Annotated in this window: 16 protein-coding genes, 1 tRNA gene and 1 pseudogene; 16 read left to right on the top strand and 2 right to left on the bottom strand. The window is 71.8% G+C overall.

What is annotated here, in order from left to right:
• Window positions 1-162: 162 nt before the first annotated feature.
• The 9 genes and pseudogenes from TR49_RS02905 (at window position 163) to TR49_RS02865 (ending at window position 8908) form a co-directional block, all read left to right on the top strand.
• Window positions 163-950 (top strand): annotated as a pseudogene (locus TR49_RS02905) (TatD family hydrolase).
• A gap of 118 nt (window positions 951-1068) precedes the next feature.
• Entirely contained in the window at window positions 1069-1761 is a 693-nt protein-coding gene (locus tag TR49_RS46605; protein WP_042376758.1) for a transglycosylase family protein, read from the top strand.
• Window positions 1762-2020: 259 nt separating this feature from the next.
• A complete protein-coding gene (rsmA, locus tag TR49_RS02895) occupies window positions 2021-2932 on the top strand; it encodes a 16S rRNA (adenine(1518)-N(6)/adenine(1519)-N(6))-dimethyltransferase RsmA (RefSeq protein ID WP_084724492.1) in 912 nt (303 codons plus the stop codon).
• A gap of 62 nt (window positions 2933-2994) precedes the next feature.
• Window positions 2995-3963, top strand: coding sequence for a 4-(cytidine 5'-diphospho)-2-C-methyl-D-erythritol kinase (locus TR49_RS02890; protein WP_042376756.1), 969 nt, complete (start codon window positions 2995-2997; stop codon window positions 3961-3963).
• Window positions 3964-4067: 104 nt separating this feature from the next.
• Window positions 4068-4808, top strand: coding sequence for a WXG100-like domain-containing protein (locus TR49_RS02885; RefSeq protein ID WP_042376754.1), 741 nt, complete (start codon window positions 4068-4070; stop codon window positions 4806-4808).
• On the top strand, window positions 4805-5461 hold the full coding sequence (locus TR49_RS02880) for a NucA/NucB deoxyribonuclease domain-containing protein (protein WP_042376752.1): 657 nt from the start codon (window positions 4805-4807) through the stop codon (window positions 5459-5461). The genes TR49_RS02885 and TR49_RS02880 overlap by 4 nt, the downstream gene beginning before the upstream one ends.
• An 18-nt stretch (window positions 5462-5479) precedes the next feature.
• On the top strand, window positions 5480-6292 hold the full coding sequence (locus TR49_RS02875) for a hypothetical protein (RefSeq protein ID WP_084724491.1): 813 nt from the start codon (window positions 5480-5482) through the stop codon (window positions 6290-6292).
• A gap of 34 nt (window positions 6293-6326) precedes the next feature.
• Window positions 6327-6962, top strand: coding sequence for a DUF2625 family protein (locus TR49_RS02870; RefSeq protein WP_052433933.1), 636 nt, complete (start codon window positions 6327-6329; stop codon window positions 6960-6962).
• A gap of 161 nt (window positions 6963-7123) precedes the next feature.
• Entirely contained in the window at window positions 7124-8908 is a 1785-nt protein-coding gene (locus TR49_RS02865; protein WP_042376748.1) for an ABC-F family ATP-binding cassette domain-containing protein, read from the top strand.
• A 165-nt stretch (window positions 8909-9073) separates the two neighbouring features.
• Here the strand turns inward: TR49_RS02865 and TR49_RS02860 are convergent, their stop codons facing one another.
• Window positions 9074-9301: a hypothetical protein gene (locus TR49_RS02860; protein WP_042376747.1), complete on the bottom strand. Its 228-nt coding sequence runs from the start codon at window positions 9299-9301 to the stop codon at window positions 9074-9076.
• Window positions 9298-9822 (bottom strand): hypothetical protein, encoded by a 525-nt coding sequence (locus TR49_RS02855; protein WP_042376744.1) that lies wholly within the window; start codon window positions 9820-9822, stop codon window positions 9298-9300. The genes TR49_RS02860 and TR49_RS02855 overlap by 4 nt, the downstream gene beginning before the upstream one ends.
• A gap of 331 nt (window positions 9823-10153) precedes the next feature.
• Here TR49_RS02855 and TR49_RS02850 point away from each other — a divergent pair.
• From TR49_RS02850 to TR49_RS02820, 7 genes are all read left to right on the top strand, one after another.
• Window positions 10154-10226 (top strand) — tRNA-Thr (locus TR49_RS02850).
• A gap of 162 nt (window positions 10227-10388) precedes the next feature.
• Complete coding sequence (locus tag TR49_RS02845; protein ID WP_042376742.1) at window positions 10389-11063, top strand: LuxR C-terminal-related transcriptional regulator; 675 nt, start codon at window positions 10389-10391, stop codon at window positions 11061-11063.
• A gap of 219 nt (window positions 11064-11282) precedes the next feature.
• Complete coding sequence (galT, locus tag TR49_RS02840) at window positions 11283-12416, top strand: galactose-1-phosphate uridylyltransferase (RefSeq protein ID WP_042376740.1); 1134 nt, start codon at window positions 11283-11285, stop codon at window positions 12414-12416.
• Complete coding sequence (gene galE / locus TR49_RS02835; protein ID WP_042376738.1) at window positions 12413-13399, top strand: UDP-glucose 4-epimerase GalE; 987 nt, start codon at window positions 12413-12415, stop codon at window positions 13397-13399. The genes galT and galE overlap by 4 nt, the downstream gene beginning before the upstream one ends.
• Before the next feature lie 61 nt (window positions 13400-13460).
• Window positions 13461-14630, top strand: coding sequence for a galactokinase (gene galK, locus TR49_RS02830; RefSeq protein WP_042376736.1), 1170 nt, complete (start codon window positions 13461-13463; stop codon window positions 14628-14630).
• Window positions 14631-14888: 258 nt separating this feature from the next.
• Window positions 14889-16232, top strand: coding sequence for an FAD-dependent oxidoreductase (locus tag TR49_RS02825; protein WP_042376733.1), 1344 nt, complete (start codon window positions 14889-14891; stop codon window positions 16230-16232).
• A gap of 268 nt (window positions 16233-16500) precedes the next feature.
• Window positions 16501-17301 (top strand): LuxR C-terminal-related transcriptional regulator, encoded by an 801-nt coding sequence (locus TR49_RS02820; protein ID WP_042376731.1) that lies wholly within the window; start codon window positions 16501-16503, stop codon window positions 17299-17301.
• Window positions 17302-17329: the final 28 nt, after the last annotated feature.

Here is a 17329-nt window from a genome sequence, read left to right as displayed (position 1 = left end):
GCGGAGCCCCGCTGACCGCGGTTGTGCGGTGGCGGTTCCGCGCCCTTCGAGTGGTTGAGGAAGGTTTCCGACGTGGCCCGCTCCAAGGGTGACAACAGCACACCGCCGCCCGTGCCCGAGCCGCTCCGCGTGCCGGTCGCGGACTCGCACACGCACCTGGACATGCAGGACGCGTCCCCCGAGGAGATCCTCGCCAAGGCGGCGTCCGTCGGTGTGAACACGGTCGTGCAGGTCGGGTGTGACATCCCGGGTTCACGCTGGGCGGCCGAGATCGCCGCGAAGCACGACAACGTGCACGCCACCGTCGCGCTGCATCCGAACGAGGCGCCGCGGATCGTGCTCGGGGACCCGGACGGGTGGAGCGGGCAGCGGCGCGGGCCGGGCGGGGCGGCCGCCCTGGACGCCGCGATCGAGGAGATCGACGCGCTGGCTGCGCTGCCGCAGGTGCGCGGCGTGGGGGAACGGGTCTGGACTATTTCCGGACCGGTCCGGAAGGCGTGGAGATCCAGCAGGAGTCGTTCCGGCGGCACATCGCGCTGGCGAAGAAGCACGGCAAGGCGCTGGTCATCCACGACCGGGACGCGCACGAGGACGTGCTGCGCATCCTCACCGAGGAGGGCGCGCCCGAGCGCACGGTCTTCCACTGCTACTCGGGTGACGAGGCGATGGCCCGGGTCTGCGGGCAGGCGGGCTACTACCTGTCGTTCGCCGGACCCGTCACCTTCCCGGCCAACCATCACCTGCGGGCCGCGCTGGCCGTCACCCCGATGGACCGCATCCTGGTGGAGACGGATGCGCCGTTCCTCACCCCCGCGCCGTTCCGGGGGCGGCCGAACGCGCCGTATCTGATCCCGGTCACGCTGCGCGCGATGGCGCAGGTCAAGGGTGTGGAAGAGGACGAGCTGGCGGCCGCGGTGGCGGCGAACACGGCACGGGCGTTCGACTACTGACGGTGGCTCCGCCTGAAGGAACCACCCTCAAGGTGACGTGACGGTCGCGCGGGGAGGTCGTTGGACAGTCCGCGGTCGAGGGGACCGGGCGTGGACGTACGGCCATGTGGGAGCGCGAGTGAACGTTTCTTCAGACACCTCCAGGCGGACGCTGCCGCAGGCGCTGATCCTGGCCCTGCTGGTGGGCGGCACCGGCGCGTTCCTGGTCGAGGAGTCGCAGAGCGCAGAGGGCGACCGTGCCACCGAGGCCGCCGACGTCCTGCCGGACGGCGCGGTCGCGGGCGTGGGCGCACCCACGACAGGCGCCCCGTCGACGAGCACGAGCATCGCGGCGAAGGATGCGTCCACCGGTGCCGACGGCGCGCCGACCGGTCCGCGCACGGTCGAGGGGCTCGTGCTGCCCCACGTCCCGGGAGCGCCCTCCGCGCCGCAGCTGCCGTCCCAGCCCCGGCCCCGGCACGCCAGACCGCGCGTCCGCGCGACCGAGGAGGTCCGGCCGCCGGAGCTCGAAGGCCGCGCCGCGAGCCGTGGCCGCCACCGTGCGGCCTCCCCGCTGGTGCGCTTCGGAAGCGGTGAGGTCGACTGGGCGGCCCTGGCACGCTGCGAGTCCGGCGGCAACCCCCACATCACCGACCCGAGCGGCCGCTACGGCGGGCTCTACCAGTTCGACGCCGGCACCTGGCACAGCCTCGGCGGCCACGGCCTGCCCCAGAACGCCTCCGTCGCCGAACAGACCACCCGCGCCCGCGCCCTCTTCCACGAACGGGGCATCTCCCCCTGGCCCGTCTGCGGCACCCGCGCCGAGCACTGAAGCCAAGCCCCGAGCGAGCCGGACCGAGCCGCGCCCCAGCCCCGCGCACTGGCGAGCCGAGCCGCGCGGGGAGGCGTGAGCGCCGAGGGCCGGAGTATCGACGGCGGATGACCGCAGGCGAACCGCCATGGGCGGGGGCCGACGGACCGAGCGCCACGGGGGCGCCGGGGACGCGGGGCGGCGAACGGAGGCGCGCGGGCCTCGTCCCGGGGGCAAGCGGCGGCGCATCGCTCCGGGGTCGGCCCCGTATCCTTGGCGGGTGAGCACCACCGATCCCGAGTCCGTCGATCCTTCCGCCGCGTCGAACGACTCCGCACTGCTGAGCCCCGCAGACGTCCGTGAACTGGCCGGTCGGCTGGGAGTGCGGCCGACCAAGCAGCGCGGCCAGAACTTCGTCATCGACGCGAACACCGTCCGCCGCATCGTGCGCGCGGCGGAGGTGCGGCCCGACGACGTGGTCGTGGAGGTCGGGCCGGGCCTCGGCTCGCTGACTCTGGGGCTGCTGGAGGCGGTCGACCGGGTCACCGCGATCGAGATCGACCCGCTGCTCGCGGAGCACCTGCCGAGCACCGTCGCCGCCCGGATGCCGGAGAAGGCGGACCGGTTCGCGCTGGTCCACGCGGACGCGATGACCGTCACCGAGCTGCCCGGCCCGGCGCCGACCGCCCTGGTGGCGAACCTGCCCTACAACGTCGCGGTCCCCGTGCTGCTGCACATGCTGGAGACGTTCCCCACCATCGAGCGCACGCTCGTGATGGTGCAGTCCGAGGTCGCCGACCGGCTGGCCGCGCAGCCCGGCAACAAGGTCTACGGCGTGCCGTCGGTCAAGGCCCAGTGGTACTCGCGGGTCAAGCGCGCGGGGGCGATCGGCCGCAACGTCTTCTGGCCCGCGCCGAACGTCGACTCCGGGCTGGTCTCGCTGGTCCGGCGTGACGAGCCGCCGAAGACGACCGCGTCGCGCAGGGAGGTCTTCGCCGTCGTCGACGCGGCGTTCGCGCAGCGCCGCAAGACGCTGCGCGCGGCGCTGGCCGGCTGGGCCGGCAGCCCGGCCGCGGCGGAGACGGCGCTGACCGCTGCCGGGATCGACCACCGCCTGCGCGGCGAGGCGCTGACGGTGGAGCAGTTCGCCGCGATCGCCGAGCACAAGCCGCAGCCCTCGCCGCAGGCCTGACCCGCGGCACAACCGTCCTGCCTGCCCTTGCACCTGATTCCCTCGTCCCAGGAGCTCCGCCGATGAACGCGTCCGAGTCCGTGCTCGACCCGGCGTCCGCGTCCGCGCCCGACAGCGTCACCGTCCGGGTGCCGGCCAAGGTCAACGTGCAGCTGGCGGTGGGCGGTCGGCGCGCCGACGGGTTCCACGCGCTGGCCACGGTCTTCTTCGCCGTGGGCCTCTGGGACACCGTCACGGCGCGTCCCGCGAAGGGGCTCTCGCTGACCGTCGCCGGCCGCGACGCCGACGTGGTCCCGACGGACGAGAGCAACCTGGCCGCCCGCGCGGCGCGGGCGCTCGCCGCGCACCACGGCGTCGAGGCGAACGTCGCCCTGCACATCGACAAGGACGTCCCCGTCGCCGGCGGTATGGCGGGCGGCAGCGCGGACGCGGCGGCGGCCCTGCTCGCTTGCGACGCGCTGTGGGGGCTCGGGACGGATCGCTCCACGCTCTTCGCGCTCGCCGCCGAGCTCGGCAGCGACGTGCCGTTCTCCCTGCACGGAGGCGTCGCGCTCGGCGAGGGGCGCGGCGAGGTGCTGACGTCCGTGCCGGTCGGCGGCACCTTCCACTGGGTCTTCGCCGTCGCTGACGGCGGCCTCTCGACACCCGCCGTCTACGGGGAGTGCGACCGCCTTCGCGAGGAGGCGGCGGGTCCCGGTGGCGCAGACGAGTCGCGCGTTCCCGCGCCCGCCGCCGACGCCGCGTTGCTGGACGCCCTGGCCTCGGGCGACGCCGCCGCGCTGGGCGCCGCGCTCAGCAACGACCTGCAGGCCGCCGCGCTGTCGCTGCGCCCCTCACTCGCCGAGACCCTCCGAGTCGGGACGGAGGCGGGCGCCATCGGCGCCCTCGTCTCCGGCTCCGGCCCGACCTGCGCCTTCCTGGCCAAGGACGCCGCTGCGGCTTCGGCGGTGGCCGCCGCTCTCGCACAGTCCGGCACCTGCCGCGAGGTCCGCCGCGCGGAGGGCCCGGTCCCGGGCGCGACGCTGGTCTGAACCGGACGCCACGATTTCCTCGCGTGGTCGTGACAGCCCCGCCACGCTGACGTGGTGAGGAATCGTCATACAATCCCTCCAGCGGACGCTGGCAAGGGGGATGCATGGCGATCGAGCTACCTGGCGAGCTCGTCTGGGTGATGAACCTGCTCGGGCTCAACTGGCCGCAGGTCAACGAGGACAAGGTCCGTGAATTCGGCGGCCATGTCCGGGAGTTCGGACAGAATCTGCAGTCGTCGCACGACGCGGCAAGTCAGACGATCAGTCAGTTGGGCGACGCCTACCAGGCTTCGTCCTACGAGGCTCTGGTCGAGGCCTGGGCGCAGCGGTCCAGCAGCCACATGTCCGAGCTGGTCGAGGCCTGTTCGGTGACCGCGGACGCGCTGGAGATCGCGGCCGACGGGATCATCGCGATGAAGATGGCGGTCATCACCGAACTCGGCATCATGGCTGCGGAGTTCGTCGCCGACCAGGCGGCGGCCGTGGTCACGCTGGGCGCGGCCGAGGCGGCGGAGGCGCTGCTGGTCGAGGCGACCAAGAAGATCGTCAACGCGCTGATCCAGCAGGCGGAGCAGGAGTTGATCGGCGCGCTGATCAACGAGGCGGTCGCCCCCCTGGAGCAGGTGGTCGAGCGAGCGCTCACCGGCCTCGTCTTCCAGGGCCTCCAGGCTGCGCTCGGCGTGCCCGACCCGGGCGACATGGGCGGCGGAGGCGCGGGCGACGGATTCCACGTCCAGCCGGACGAGATGATGCGCCACGTCGCCCTCATGCACGGCCACGCCGAAGAGGTCCAGGGCCACGGCGCGCGCTTCGCGGCGGTCGCGCAGGGGGTGTCCTTCTCATGACCCACCCCATAGCGGAGGCCCTGGAGAAAGCCGCCGCGCGCGTAGGCCGCAGCCTCAGCCACGACGCGGCCGAGGCGGTCGCGGACATGTACCACTCGGTGGGCCATGGCACGGAGCAGGTCGTCAAGAACATCGCGGAGGCCGACGAACGGCATGCCCACGAGCTGATCACCCTGGCCCAGAAGGTCGCCAAGAACGACGGCAAGACCGGTCGTGGCTCCCGCAAGCGGGTCAGGACGCAGCGCGACGCCAGGTCGAAGATCGACCAGGCCCTGGGCGGGACGCGGGAGTACGACGTCGAGATGGTCGTGGACTCCTCCAAGTACCCCGAGTCGGCGCAGCACATCCGTGAGGCGCAGCGGGGCATCAACTCGCGCGGAGGCCCTGATCCGCGCAACAAGACGCTCCAGCCCTCGATCCTGCGGATCGACACCGACGGGGCCGACAAGAACCGGCTTGCCTCGCTGCGCGGCATCCTCACGCGAAGCGGCAAGGACCGGGACGAATACCCACCGGCGATGTTCATGGAGGGCGGGACGGGGGCCAGCGTCAAGTACATCGACCCGTCGGACAACCAAGGATCCGGCTCGGCGATGGGGAACGCCCTTCGGGGTCTGCCCAAGGGAACTAGAGTGAAGATCACGGTACGGTAGCGGTCGACAACCGACTGGATGGTGCAGATGGACGCGGCAGAACTGGCGTCGCAGGCACGACGGGGGCGCTTCGTCGAGGTGTTGCCACAACTGCTCGACGTCGCCCGCAGTGACGCGGACCCGGAGCAGGCCTGGCAGGCCGCCATGGGAGCGATCGAGATCCTCTATTGGCAGGACGGGTTCGTGGAGGCGGCCGAGCTCGCCGAGCGCGTGGTTCGCGGGGCTCCACCCGGCAGCGAGGTCAACGATCAGGGCTTCCCCTTCGTGGACGCGATCATCGATGCCCAGCTGCGCGGGGGTGTGCCGGCTGAACCGCGGCTGCGGGATCTCGCGGACCGGCTCGCGCCGGACAGCTACCTGCGTGAACGGCTCCTCAGCGCCGCCGACGAGTCGGCGGCCGGTTCATGGGAGGCGCCCGACCGCTCCTACGACTTCGGTGCGCCGGTCCGCCCGGTCGACGACTCGGTGATCGGCGGGGAGCTCCTCTCCGAGGACTTCTCCACGCTGAACCCGAAACAGAAGCGTGTCTACTGGCAGGCCCTGTACGAGACCCGCGACTTCCCGCGGGCCGACGACATCTTCCGCACCCTCGGTGAGTCGCCGGAACAGTTCGACCTCTGCAGCTGGATGGCCGGCTGCTACGCCCTGCAGGGCGAGGTCACGCTCGGTGAGGAGCTGCTGATTCGGGCGCACCGCGACTACTGGCCTTTCACGATCTGGGACACGCTGCCGACGAGTCAGGTGGTCGATCCGGTCATCGGGAAAGCCATCACCGCGCGAGTCCGGGAGTACTACCTCACACAGCCCGTGGGGCCGGAGGCGGAAGCATGACGCAACTCGCGCAAGAAGCAGGGGAGACCGAGGCATGAGCACCGAACAGTCCGCGCTGGAAACCCTGCTGGGCCGGGCCCGTGGCCCGATGGGTCCCGCGATCGAGATCGACTTCGGCATTCCGGACGGGCCGCTCGCCGAACTCGGCAAGGTGCTGTCCCGGATCAACGGATTCTTCCTCTTCAATGCCGGTGTGCAGGTCTTTCGCGCGGGCGAGGAGGGGCTCGGCCATGACCTGCTGAGCTGGAACAACGAGGACGCCTGGAAGGACACCTACGACGGCCTGGCCGACGACCTGTTCTGCTTCGCGCAGGACATCTTCGGCGTGCAGTTCGCGATCGTCGAGGGCAAGGAGGTCGTCCGCTTCGACCCGGAGACCGCTCGGGACGAAGCGCTGGGCGAGAGCCTGGAGGACTGGGCGGCTTGGCTGCTCGCTGACCCGGACGCGAACGGGGCCGAGTCGTTCGCGTACGCGTACCAGCAGCAGAGGGGTGCCCTCGACCCCTCGGAGCGCCTGGTCCCGCGCACCTTCTTCGTCGGAGGCGGGTCCTACGACTTCGACAACTTCGTCGCGTACGACGCGGTCACGGCGATGCGCATCCGCGGCCCGATCGCGCAGCAGGTGCACGACCTGCCGGACGGCGCGACGATCCGGCTCCGCACCGAGTAGGACCTCGTCGAGGCGAGAGAACAAGACAGGCCAAGGTCGGCGAGCCCGCTGCGCCTCGCACGGCCCCGGGCACGCAGCGGACGGCCGCGCGAACGGGGGTGGCGCGGGACGACTAGGCTGGGACGTCTGGTCATCCGTAGTCGCTCAGGAGCGCAGCACTCGTGGCAGTCAACCTCGTCACCGTCGAAGGCGTCAGCAAGATCTTCGGCACCCGAGCCGTGCTCGACGGCGTGTCCGTCGGCGTCAGCGAGGGCGACCGGATCGGCGTCGTCGGACGCAACGGCGACGGCAAGACCACACTGACCCAGATCATGGCCAAGCGGGAGGAGCCCGACGGCGGTCGCGTCACCCATGTGACCGGCCTGGCGATCGGCGTGCTGGCGCAGGGCGATGATCTCGACCCCAAGGCCACCATCCGCCACGAGGTCGTCGGGGACAAGGCCGACCACGAGTGGGCGGGCGACGCCAAGATCCGGGACGTGCTCACCGGCCTCTTCGACGGCCTGGACCTCTCCGGCTTCCCGCAGGGCCTCGACACCGTCATCGGCCCGCTCTCCGGCGGTGAGCGCCGTCGCATCGCGCTGGCGAAGCTGCTGATCGAGGACCACGACCTGCTCGTCCTGGACGAGCCCACCAACCACCTCGATGTCGAGGGCATCGCCTGGCTCGCCGGCCACCTGCAGGCGCGCCGCAGCGCGCTGGTCGTCGTCACCCACGACCGCTGGTTCCTCGACCAGGTCTGCACCCGCATGTGGGACGTGCAGGCCGGGGAGGTCCACGAGTACGAGGGCGGCTACTCCGACTACGTCTTCGCCCGCGCCGAGCGCGCCCGCGTCGCCGCGACGGAGGAGACCAAGCGCCAGAACCTGGTCCGCAAGGAGCTGGCCTGGCTGCGGCGCGGCGCGCCCGCCCGCACCTCCAAGCCGCGGTTCCGCGTCGAGGCCGCCAACGAGCTGATCGCGGACGTGCCGCCGCCGCGCGACAAGGTCGAGCTGATGAAGTTCGCCAACTCGCGGCTGGGCAAGACCGTCTTCGACCTGGAGGACGTGACCGTCCAGGCCGGTGACAAGCTGTTGCTGGAACGTCTCACCTGGCAGCTCGGGCCCGGCGACCGGATCGGCCTCGTCGGTGTCAACGGCGCGGGCAAGACCTCGCTGATGCGCGCGATGCAGCAGGCGTGGGCCAGCGACGGCGAGAAGCAGCCGCAGGGCGGCAAGGTCGTCGTCGGGAAGACCGTCAAGCTCGCCTATCTCTCCCAGGAGGTGGCCGAGCTCCCCGGCACGCTGCGCGTGCTGGAGGCCGTGGAACAGGTGCGCGGGCGCGTCGACCTCGGCAAGGGCCGTGAACTGTCCGCGAGCCAGCTCTGCGAGACGTTCGGGTTCACAAAGGAGAAGCAGTGGACGCCGGTCGCCGACCTCTCCGGCGGTGAGCGGCGCCGGCTCCAGCTGCTGCGCCTGTTGATGGACGAGCCGAACGTGCTGTTCATGGACGAGCCGACCAACGACCTCGACATCGAGACCCTGAGCCAGCTGGAGGATCTCCTCGACGGCTGGCCCGGCTCGCTGGTCGTCATCTCCCACGACCGCTTCTTCATCGAGCGCACCACGGACACGGTCTGGGCGCTGCTCGGCGACCGCCGCCTGCGGATGCTGCCGCGCGGCATCGACGAGTACCTGGAGCGCCGCGCGGCCCTGGTCGAGGCCACGGCCCCGGCCCCGGCCCCGAAAAAGTCCGGTGGCGACACACGCGCGACGAAGAAGGAGCTCCAGCGCATCGAGCGCCAGCTCGCGAAGCTGGAGGAGAAGGAGACCAAGCTCCACGCCCAGATGGCCGAGCACGCCGCGGACTTCGGCAAGATCGCCGAACTGGACGCCCAGCTGCGCGCGGTCAAGGACGAGCGGGACGAGCTCGAGATGCAGTGGCTGGAGCTCGCCGAGGACGCGTGAGCGGTCCGCGCGCCAGCCGAGTCGCCCGACCGCACAACAGGTCGTACCGCCTCGCCTGCCGCCCCTCGGGCCGGTCCGCGCCCAGCACCTCGACGATCCCGTCGACGGCGACCTCCACGTCCCGGCAGTCCACCTCAGCCCGGGCCGGCGCCAGCGTGGTGAGCGTCAACTCGTCTTCCAGCAGCCCGAGGCACGTGGCGGCGTGGAACACGCCGGCCTTGTGTCCACAGCCGCGCTGGCGACCTCGCCGGACCGCTCGCCGAGCTGTGCCGGCAGCTGCGCCCGGGCGTCGTCGAGGCCGATGCCGAGGCCGATGCCGATGGTCACGCGGCGGAAGTCGGCGGGCCGTTCGAACTCGACGTGCAGGTTGACGGTGGGCGCGGCGTCGGTCACCGGGTTCGATCCTCGTCGGGGTAGGCGATGGTGTCGGGCGGAGGTGGGGGGAGCGCGCTCGGTGGAAGGTCTCGGGTCTCCTTCCTGCGCGTCAGAAATCTTGGCGTGCCGTACCTGTCGCGCATCATCTGCAGGTACTGGTTCCTGTTGTAGTCCAGCGAGCGCTCGACATCCGGCGTCACGACGAGTCGCGCTGCGAGGTGCCAGCCGGGCGGATGGAAGCCGGGTCCGCCGTTGAGGTGCCAGGCCACGGGCGGTGGAAAGGTCGGGTCCGCCGCCGGGTTGCGCATCCACTCCGCGCGGCGCCGCGCGCCGGGTTCGTCGACCCTGGTGAAGACCGCTACGAGGGTCAGATACCTGCCCCCTGGGTCGTCAGGGTTCTGCCGACGGATGACGACGTCGTAGCCGTAGAGTCGGCTGATCCAGACCGTTAGGGCGTATGTGTCCGCGTTGTCGTCCCACCAACGGGCGAAGCTCGGTGTGAGCCCGAGCATCTCCCCGGCAAGTTCATGGAGGTTCATCGTGGTGCCTCCCGTTCGTTCGGGTGCGCGACGGTGTCCCGCTCCCACTCATCGCTTGGCACCCACGGCGGACACGACGACAGCGGCTGCACCGAGAAGTCGAACCCCGTCGCCATCTTCCCCGTCGGTTCGTCCGGTTCGTCGGGGGTGTTGAAGTGTACACATCGGCGTAGTGGCAGGTCGGACGTGGTGTCGATCACCGAACGCAGGGGCCGGCTGGAATCGATGGGCCGTCAGCTCGGTGGGCGGCCCCTCGCCGGCGGAGCGCCGGGGGCGATGAAGATCACCGATTTCCCATCCGGTCGCTGACCAGGTATGGTCTTCCTCGTTCGCCCCTATAGCTCAGTCGGCAGAGCGTCTCCATGGTAAGGAGAAGGTCAACGGTTCGATTCCGTTTGGGGGCTCGCCGGAAAGGCCCGTATCCGATGTTCGGATGCGGGCCTTCGGCGTTTTTGCGGGAGTTCGCGAAATGATCCCTCGAACGAGGGCTGCGCTGTAGCGGTCCGCAGGCAGAATGCGTTGTGATGGTTCGTCACGCATCATGCCAGGGGAGGGCGGAGGGCGCTGTGGGCGTTCGGCTCGTGGTCGTGGACGACCACCGGTTACTCGCGGAGGCGCTGGCGGCCGCCCTGCAGTTGCGTGGACACCGGGTGCTGGCGGTCGGGACGCCGACCGGGGTCGCCGCGGATCTCGTGGTGAGCCGGCGGCCGGAGGCGTGCCTGCTGGGCGTGGCGCGGCCCGAGGACGGTGCGGCGTTCGACGCGATCCGGCGGATCCGGCGGGAGCGGCCCGAGGTCTCGGTCGTGGTGATGGGCAACGTGGACCACCTCGCGGGGGTGGCCGCGGCGTTCGCCGCCGGGGCGGCCGGGTACGTGCGCCAGGACGAGCGCATCGAGGTCGTGGAGCGTGCGCTCGGGCGCGTCCGCGCGGGGGAGGCCGCGGTCTCGCCGGAACTGTTGCGGGCCTCGTTCGACCACCTGCTGCGACCGGCGGCCGAGCCGGACGACGAGGCGCTGCGCCTGCTGCGGCTGCTGACCCGGCGCGAGGCCGAGGTGCTGGCGCGGATCGCCGACGGGCAGGACACCCAGGAGATCGCCGAGGGCATGCGGATCGCGCCCAGTACGGCGCGCACGCACGTCCAGCGCGTGCTGGTGAAGCTCGGGGCGCGCACGCGTCTGGAGGCGGCCGCCGTCGCGGCCCGGACCGGCCTGCTCGAGCAGGTGGCGCGCGCGGCCGACTGAGCCGGACCGGTCGAATCTCCACACCGCGCCGAAACCGAACACTTCCGCACAGCGCTTTCCGATTCTCAGGGGCCCGGGGATGCCTGCTGCTCAGTTGTGCCATGAACCTCACGCAAGCCTGTTGACTGCTGCTTGTTTATGTTCGATTATGTTGAACCGAGCGAGCGTGAACGTCAGCGTGAACGTCTGCGAGCGAGGCCGACCTTGGAGATCCCCGTAGTGAAGAAGACCAGCACGCGACTGGCCGACGGCCGTGAGTTGATCTACTACGACTCCCGTGACGACGCCGTCCGCAGCGCCGAGGACCTGCGGCCGCTGCCCCACACCGAGACCCTCTCCGAACTGCGTCACGACCCGGTGCTCGACGAGTGGGTGGTCGTCGCCGCGCACCGCCAGGGACGGACCTACCATCCGCCGGCGGACGAGTGCCCGCTCTGCCCCTCACGGGACGGGCGGCTGAGCGAGATCCCCGAATCCGACTACGAGGTCGTCGTCTTCGAGAACCGCTTCCCGTCGCTCGCCGCGCACCCGCACCCGGAGGAGGTGCGGGCCGCGCCGCCGAACGCGATCCGCCCGGCCGCGGGGCGCTGTGAGGTGGTCTGCTTCACCTCCGACCACGACGCCTCCTTCGCCGACCTCAGCCCGCGCCGGGTCGGCACCGTGCTGGAGGCCTGGACGGACCGCACTGCCGAGCTGTCCACGTTGCCCGACGTCGAGCAGGTCTTCTGCTTCGAGAACCGCGGTGTGGAGATCGGCGTCACCCTGGAGCATCCGCACGGGCAGATCTACGCCTACCCCTTCGTCACCCCGCGCACCGAGCGGATGATCGCCACGGCCGTCGCCCACCGCGCCGGAACGGGCCGGAACCTCTTCGAGGACCAGCTGGAGGCGGAGCGCCGGGACGGCGAGCGGATCGTCGTGGCAGGCGAGCACTGGACGGCCTTCGTGCCCTTCGCCGCGCACTGGCCCTATGAAGTGCATGTGTATCCCCACCGCCGGGTCGGCGACCTGCTCGCCCTCGACGACGCCGAACGCGAGGAGTTCACCCACCTCTACCTCGACCTGCTGCAGCGCTTCGACCTGCTGTTCACACCTCACGAAGCCGTGGACGCCGTCAACAGCACGCCCCATCGGACGCCGTACATCGCCGCCTGGCACCAGGCCCCGGTGCGTCGCGGCCCCGGCGGCGTCGAGGGCGCCGAGGAGCTGGCACTGCACATGGAGCTCTTCACCATCCGTCGTACCGTAGGGAAGCTCAAGTTCCTGGCCGGTTCGGAATCCGGCATGGACGTGTTCATCAACGACGTCGCGCCCGAGCACGCAGCGCGACGCCTGCGGGAGGTCAAGGCATGAGTCAGTACCTGGTCACCGGCGGCGCCGGCTACGTCGGCGGCGTGGTCGCGGCGCACCTGATCGAGGCGGGCCACCGGGTCGTCGTCCTCGACGACCTGTCGACGGGCTTCCGCGAGTCGGTGCCGGCCGGGGCGACCTTCGTGCAGGGCCGGGTCCAGGACGCCGCCGAGGTGCTGGACGGATCCTTCGACGGAGTACTGCACTTCGCGGCCAGCTCCCAGGTCGGCGAGTCCGTCGTGGACCCCGAGAAGTACTGGCGCAACAACGCGGCAGGCTCGCTGGAACTGCTGACCGCGATGCGCAAGGCGGGCGTGCGCCGCCTGGTCTTCTCCTCCACCGCCGCCGTCTACGGCGAGCCGGAGCAGACGCCGATCCTGGAGACCGCGCCGGCCAGCCCGACCAACCCGTACGGCGCGAGCAAGCTCGCCGTCGACCACATGATCACCAGCGAGGCGAACGCGCACGGCCTGGCCGCGGTCTCGCTGCGCTACTTCAACGTGGCGGGCGCCTACGGCCGCCAGGGTGAGCGGCACGATCCCGAGACGCACCTGATCCCGCTGGTGATCCAGGCCGCGCTGGGCCGCCGTCCGCACATCTCCGTCTTCGGCGAGGACTACCCGACCCCGGACGGCACCTGCGTGCGCGACTACATCCACGTCGCCGACCTGGCCGAGGCCCACCTGCTCGCCCTCGACGCCGCGGCGCCGGGCCGGCACCTCATCTGCAACCTCGGCAACGGCAACGGCTTCTCGGTGCGCGAGGTCATCGAGGCCGTCCGCCGGGTGACGGGCCGTGAAATCAAGGCCGTCACCGCCGAACGCCGCCCCGGCGACCCGGCCGTGCTCGTGGCCTCGGCCGAGCGTGCCCACGAGACCCTCGGCTGGCGTCCGCGCCGCGCCGACCTGGACGGCATCGTCGCCGACGCCTGGGAGTTCGCTCTCTCCCTGGCCGGAGAGAGCACGTCCGCGCCGCAGCACCCCTGACCCTGCCGGCGCGCCGACACCCCGGTGCACCGGCAGAACCGAGACGGAGGAGAGCCCGCCAGTGAACGAACCGCACGCCGCCGTGGTCGCCGAGGAGTTCGTCGCGCTGTACGGGCGGGAGCCCGAGGGCGTGTGGCAGGCGCCGGGACGCATCAACCTGATCGGCGAGCACACCGACTACAACGACGGCTTCGTGCTGCCGGTGGCCCTGCCGCACGCCGCCCGGGTGGCCGTGGCCCGGCGCGACGACGGTGTGGTGCGCGTGCACAGTTCACAGGGCGACGGCGACGTCGCCGAGTTCACAGTGGACTCGCTCGCGCCGGGCTCCGTCGCGGGTTGGGCCGCCTACCCCGCGGGCGCGCTGTGGGTGCTGCGCGAGGACGGGCACGCGGTGCCCGGCATCGACCTGCACCTCGACAGTGACGTGCCGTTCGGGGCCGGGCTCTCCTCCTCCGCCGCGCTGCAGTGTGCGGTCCTGCTGGCCTGCGACGACCTGCTCGGGCTCGGCATCGAGCGACCCCGCCTGGCCAGGCTCGCCCAGCGCGCGGAGAACGACTACGTCGGCGCGCCCGTCGGGGTGATGGACCAGACCGCCTCGCTGTGCTGCGCCGAGGGCGCGGCGCTCTTCCTGGACACCCGGGACATGTCGCAGCGCCAGGTCCCACTGGACCTGGCCGCAGCCGGACTGGTGCTGCTCGTCGTCGACACCCGCGTCGAACACGGGCACGCCGACGGCGCCTACCGGCACCGCCGCGAGGGGTGCGAGCGCTCCGCCGACCTGCTGGGCGTGAAGGCGCTGCGCGATGTCGAGGCCGCCGGTCCTGAACTGAACGCGCTGCTCGCCCGGCTCCCCGAGCCGGAACTGCGCCGTCTCACCCGGCATGTCGTCACCGAGAACGAACGGGTGCTGGAGGCCGTTCGGCTCCTCGACGACGGCCGACTGCGCGCCCTCGGTCCCGTCCTGACGGCCGGCCACGCCTCGCAGCGCGACGACTTCGCGATCTCCTGCCCGCAGTCCGACACCGCCGTCGACGCCGCGCTCGTGGCCGGCGCCCTCGGCGCGCGGCAGACGGGCGGCGGCTTCGGCGGCTGCGTGATCGTGCTGACCGAGCCCGCGCGGGTACCCGGCATCACAGCCGCGATCGCGGCGGCCTACGCTGCCCGGGACGGCTGGAACGCCCCCGCGTTCTTCACCGCGACGCCCGCGCCGGGCGCGCGACGCCTGCGGTAGGCCTGGAGCAGGCCTGGAGCAGGCCTGGAGCAGGCCTGGAGCAGGCCTGGAGCAGGAATGGGGCGGCGGCCCGACACGGGCGTCCTGGGACGTTCCCGAGGCCGGGCCGACCGGGGACGTACACATAAGCCGAACTTATGGGGTCATAAAGTAGGACTGACTACTGTGGCAGGCTGGCGGAGGTGAGGGTTGCCTTACCGGGTATCCCTCATCGCCCTCCTTTCCGGTCCCCGTCGTCACTCCAAGGAGTCCTCCGTCATGACACGCACTCTCCGGGTCGCCGTCGTCGGGTCCGGTCCCGCCGGCATCTACGCCGCCGACGCCCTGCTCAAGTCGGACGTGGCGCAGGACCCGGGCGTGTCCATCGACATCTTCGAGCGCATGCCGGCCCCCTTCGGGCTGATCCGCTACGGCGTCGCGCCCGACCACCCCCGGATCAAGGGCATCATCACCGCGCTGCACCAGGTCATGGACAAGCCGCAGATCCGCCTCTTCGGCAACGTCGACTACCCGAACGACCTCGCCCTGGACGAGCTGCACCAGTTCTACGACGCGGTGATCTTCGCGACCGGCGCCAACGCGGACCGGGACCTGGACATCCCCGGCATCGAGCTCGAGGGCTCCTACGGCGCGGCCGACTTCGTGTTCTGGTACGACGGGCACCCGGACGTGCCGCGCACCTGGCCGCTCACGGCCGAGAAGGTCGCCGTGCTGGGCGTCGGCAACGTCGCCCTGGACGTCGCCCGCATCCTGGCGAAGACGGCGGACGAGCTGCTGCCGACGGAGATCCCCGCCAACGTCCACGCGGGCCTGAAGCAGAACGTGGCGAAGGAGATCCACGTCTTCGGTCGCCGCGGACCGGCCCAGGCGAAGTTCAGCCCGATGGAGCTGCGCGAGCTCGACCACTCGCCGAACATCGAGGTCATCGTCGACCCGGAGGACATCGACTACGACGAGGGCTCGATCGCGACCCGGCGCGGCAACAAGCAGGCCGACATGGTCGCCTCCACGCTGGAGAACTGGGCCATCCGCGATGTCGGCGCCCGCCCCCACCGGCTCTACCTGCACTTCTTCGAATCTCCCGTGGAGGTGCTGGGCGAGGACGGCCGAGTCGTCGGTCTGCGGACCGAGCGCACCGAGCTCGACGGCAGCGGCAACGTCCGCGGCACGGGGCAGTTCAAGGACTGGGACCTCCAGTCCGTCTACCGCGCGGTCGGCTACTACTCCGAGGAGCTCGAGAAGCTCCCGTTCGACCCGGACTCCGGCACGGTCCCGCACGACGCGGGCCGGGTCGAGCCCGGCACCTACGTGACGGGCTGGATCAAGCGCGGCCCGGTCGGCCTGATCGGCCACACCAAGGGTGACGCCAACGAGACCGTCGCCTCCCTGCTGTCCGACCACGCGGCGGGCGAGTTGACGCCCGCCGCACTCCCGGAGCCCGAGGCGCTGGACGCCTTCCTGCGGGAGCGCGGCGTCCGCTTCACGACCTGGGAGGGCTGGCAGCGCCTCGACGCGCGCGAGCGCGAACTCGGCACCGCGGAGGGCCGCGAGCGCATCAAGATCGTCCCCCGCGACGAGATGCTCGACGCCTCGGGGGCGTAGCGGTCTCGCCGCACCCGCTCCCGACGCACAGGCCCTCCCGCGGCACTGCTCTCCCGCCGCTGCTGACCAGGGCTGTCAGCCCTCCGCGGGGTGGCGGCCCCCGCAGCGGACGGCGGCGCCGCCCTCGGCAGAGCCGCGCACCGCCGGGCGATGCCGCTCCCTCTGCACCTTGGTGACCGCACTCGTTCGAGTGATAACGCCGCGTCATCGCGGGCGCGACCCTACCCTGGGTGCTGGAGGAGGCGGTGCTGCGTCGGGGGGAGTGCGTGTGGGGCGGATCAGAGTGCTGGTGGCCGACGGCCACCGGATCTTCGCGGAGGCGTTGGCGACCGCGCTCGCCGCGGAGCCGGATGTCGAGGTCGCGGCGGCCGGCAACGTCGTGGGTGCGGAGCGCGCGCTGGAACGCGCCGCCGCCGAGGCACGAGAGTTCCAGGTGATGCTGGTCGACGCGGATCTGGGTGCGGGCCCCGCGGGCGGGGTTCCCGCGCCCGCCCCCGGCCGTGCCGTGCACCTGCCCGCCCAGCGGCGGACGGGCGGCGCCGCGTCCCCGCTGTCGGCGGTGCCCGGTCCGGCCGCCCCGGCCGGTGGCGACGGCATCGCGTTGATATCGCGGGCCCGTGCCGCCCATCCCGAGCTGCGGGTCATCGTGCTGGCCACTGCGGACGACCCGCACCGCGCCGTGCGCGCGCTGCAGGCCGGGGCGGGCGGCTGGGTGGCCAAGGAGAGCTCGCTCGGACGGCTGATGGCCGTGATCCGCGGCGTGATGCGGGACGAGACGCACCTCCCGCCCAGCCTGCTCACGGGCGTCATACGCGAGCTGACCGCCGCACGCCGGGACCGGACCGAGAGCGAGCGGCTGGTGGACACCCTCACGCCTCGCGAGAAGCAGGTGCTGCGCTGCATGGTCGCGGGCCTGGGCCGACAGGCCGTCGCGGACCGGCTCTACCTGTCGCCGCACACCGTGCGCACGCACATGCAGAACGTCCTCGGGAAGCTCGGCGTCCACTCGACGCTGGCCGCCGTCGCGCTGGCGCGCCGCGCGGGCGTCGGTCCCGCGGCGGAGGCCTGACGCGCCTCCGACCGGTGGACATCGTGGG

It is taken from the genome of Streptacidiphilus melanogenes (assembly GCF_000787835.1).
Classification (GTDB): Bacteria; Actinomycetota; Actinomycetes; order Streptomycetales; family Streptomycetaceae; genus Streptacidiphilus; species Streptacidiphilus melanogenes.
The sequence above is the reverse complement of the archived record's forward strand: the minus strand, read 5'-3'. Positions and strand labels throughout refer to the sequence as shown.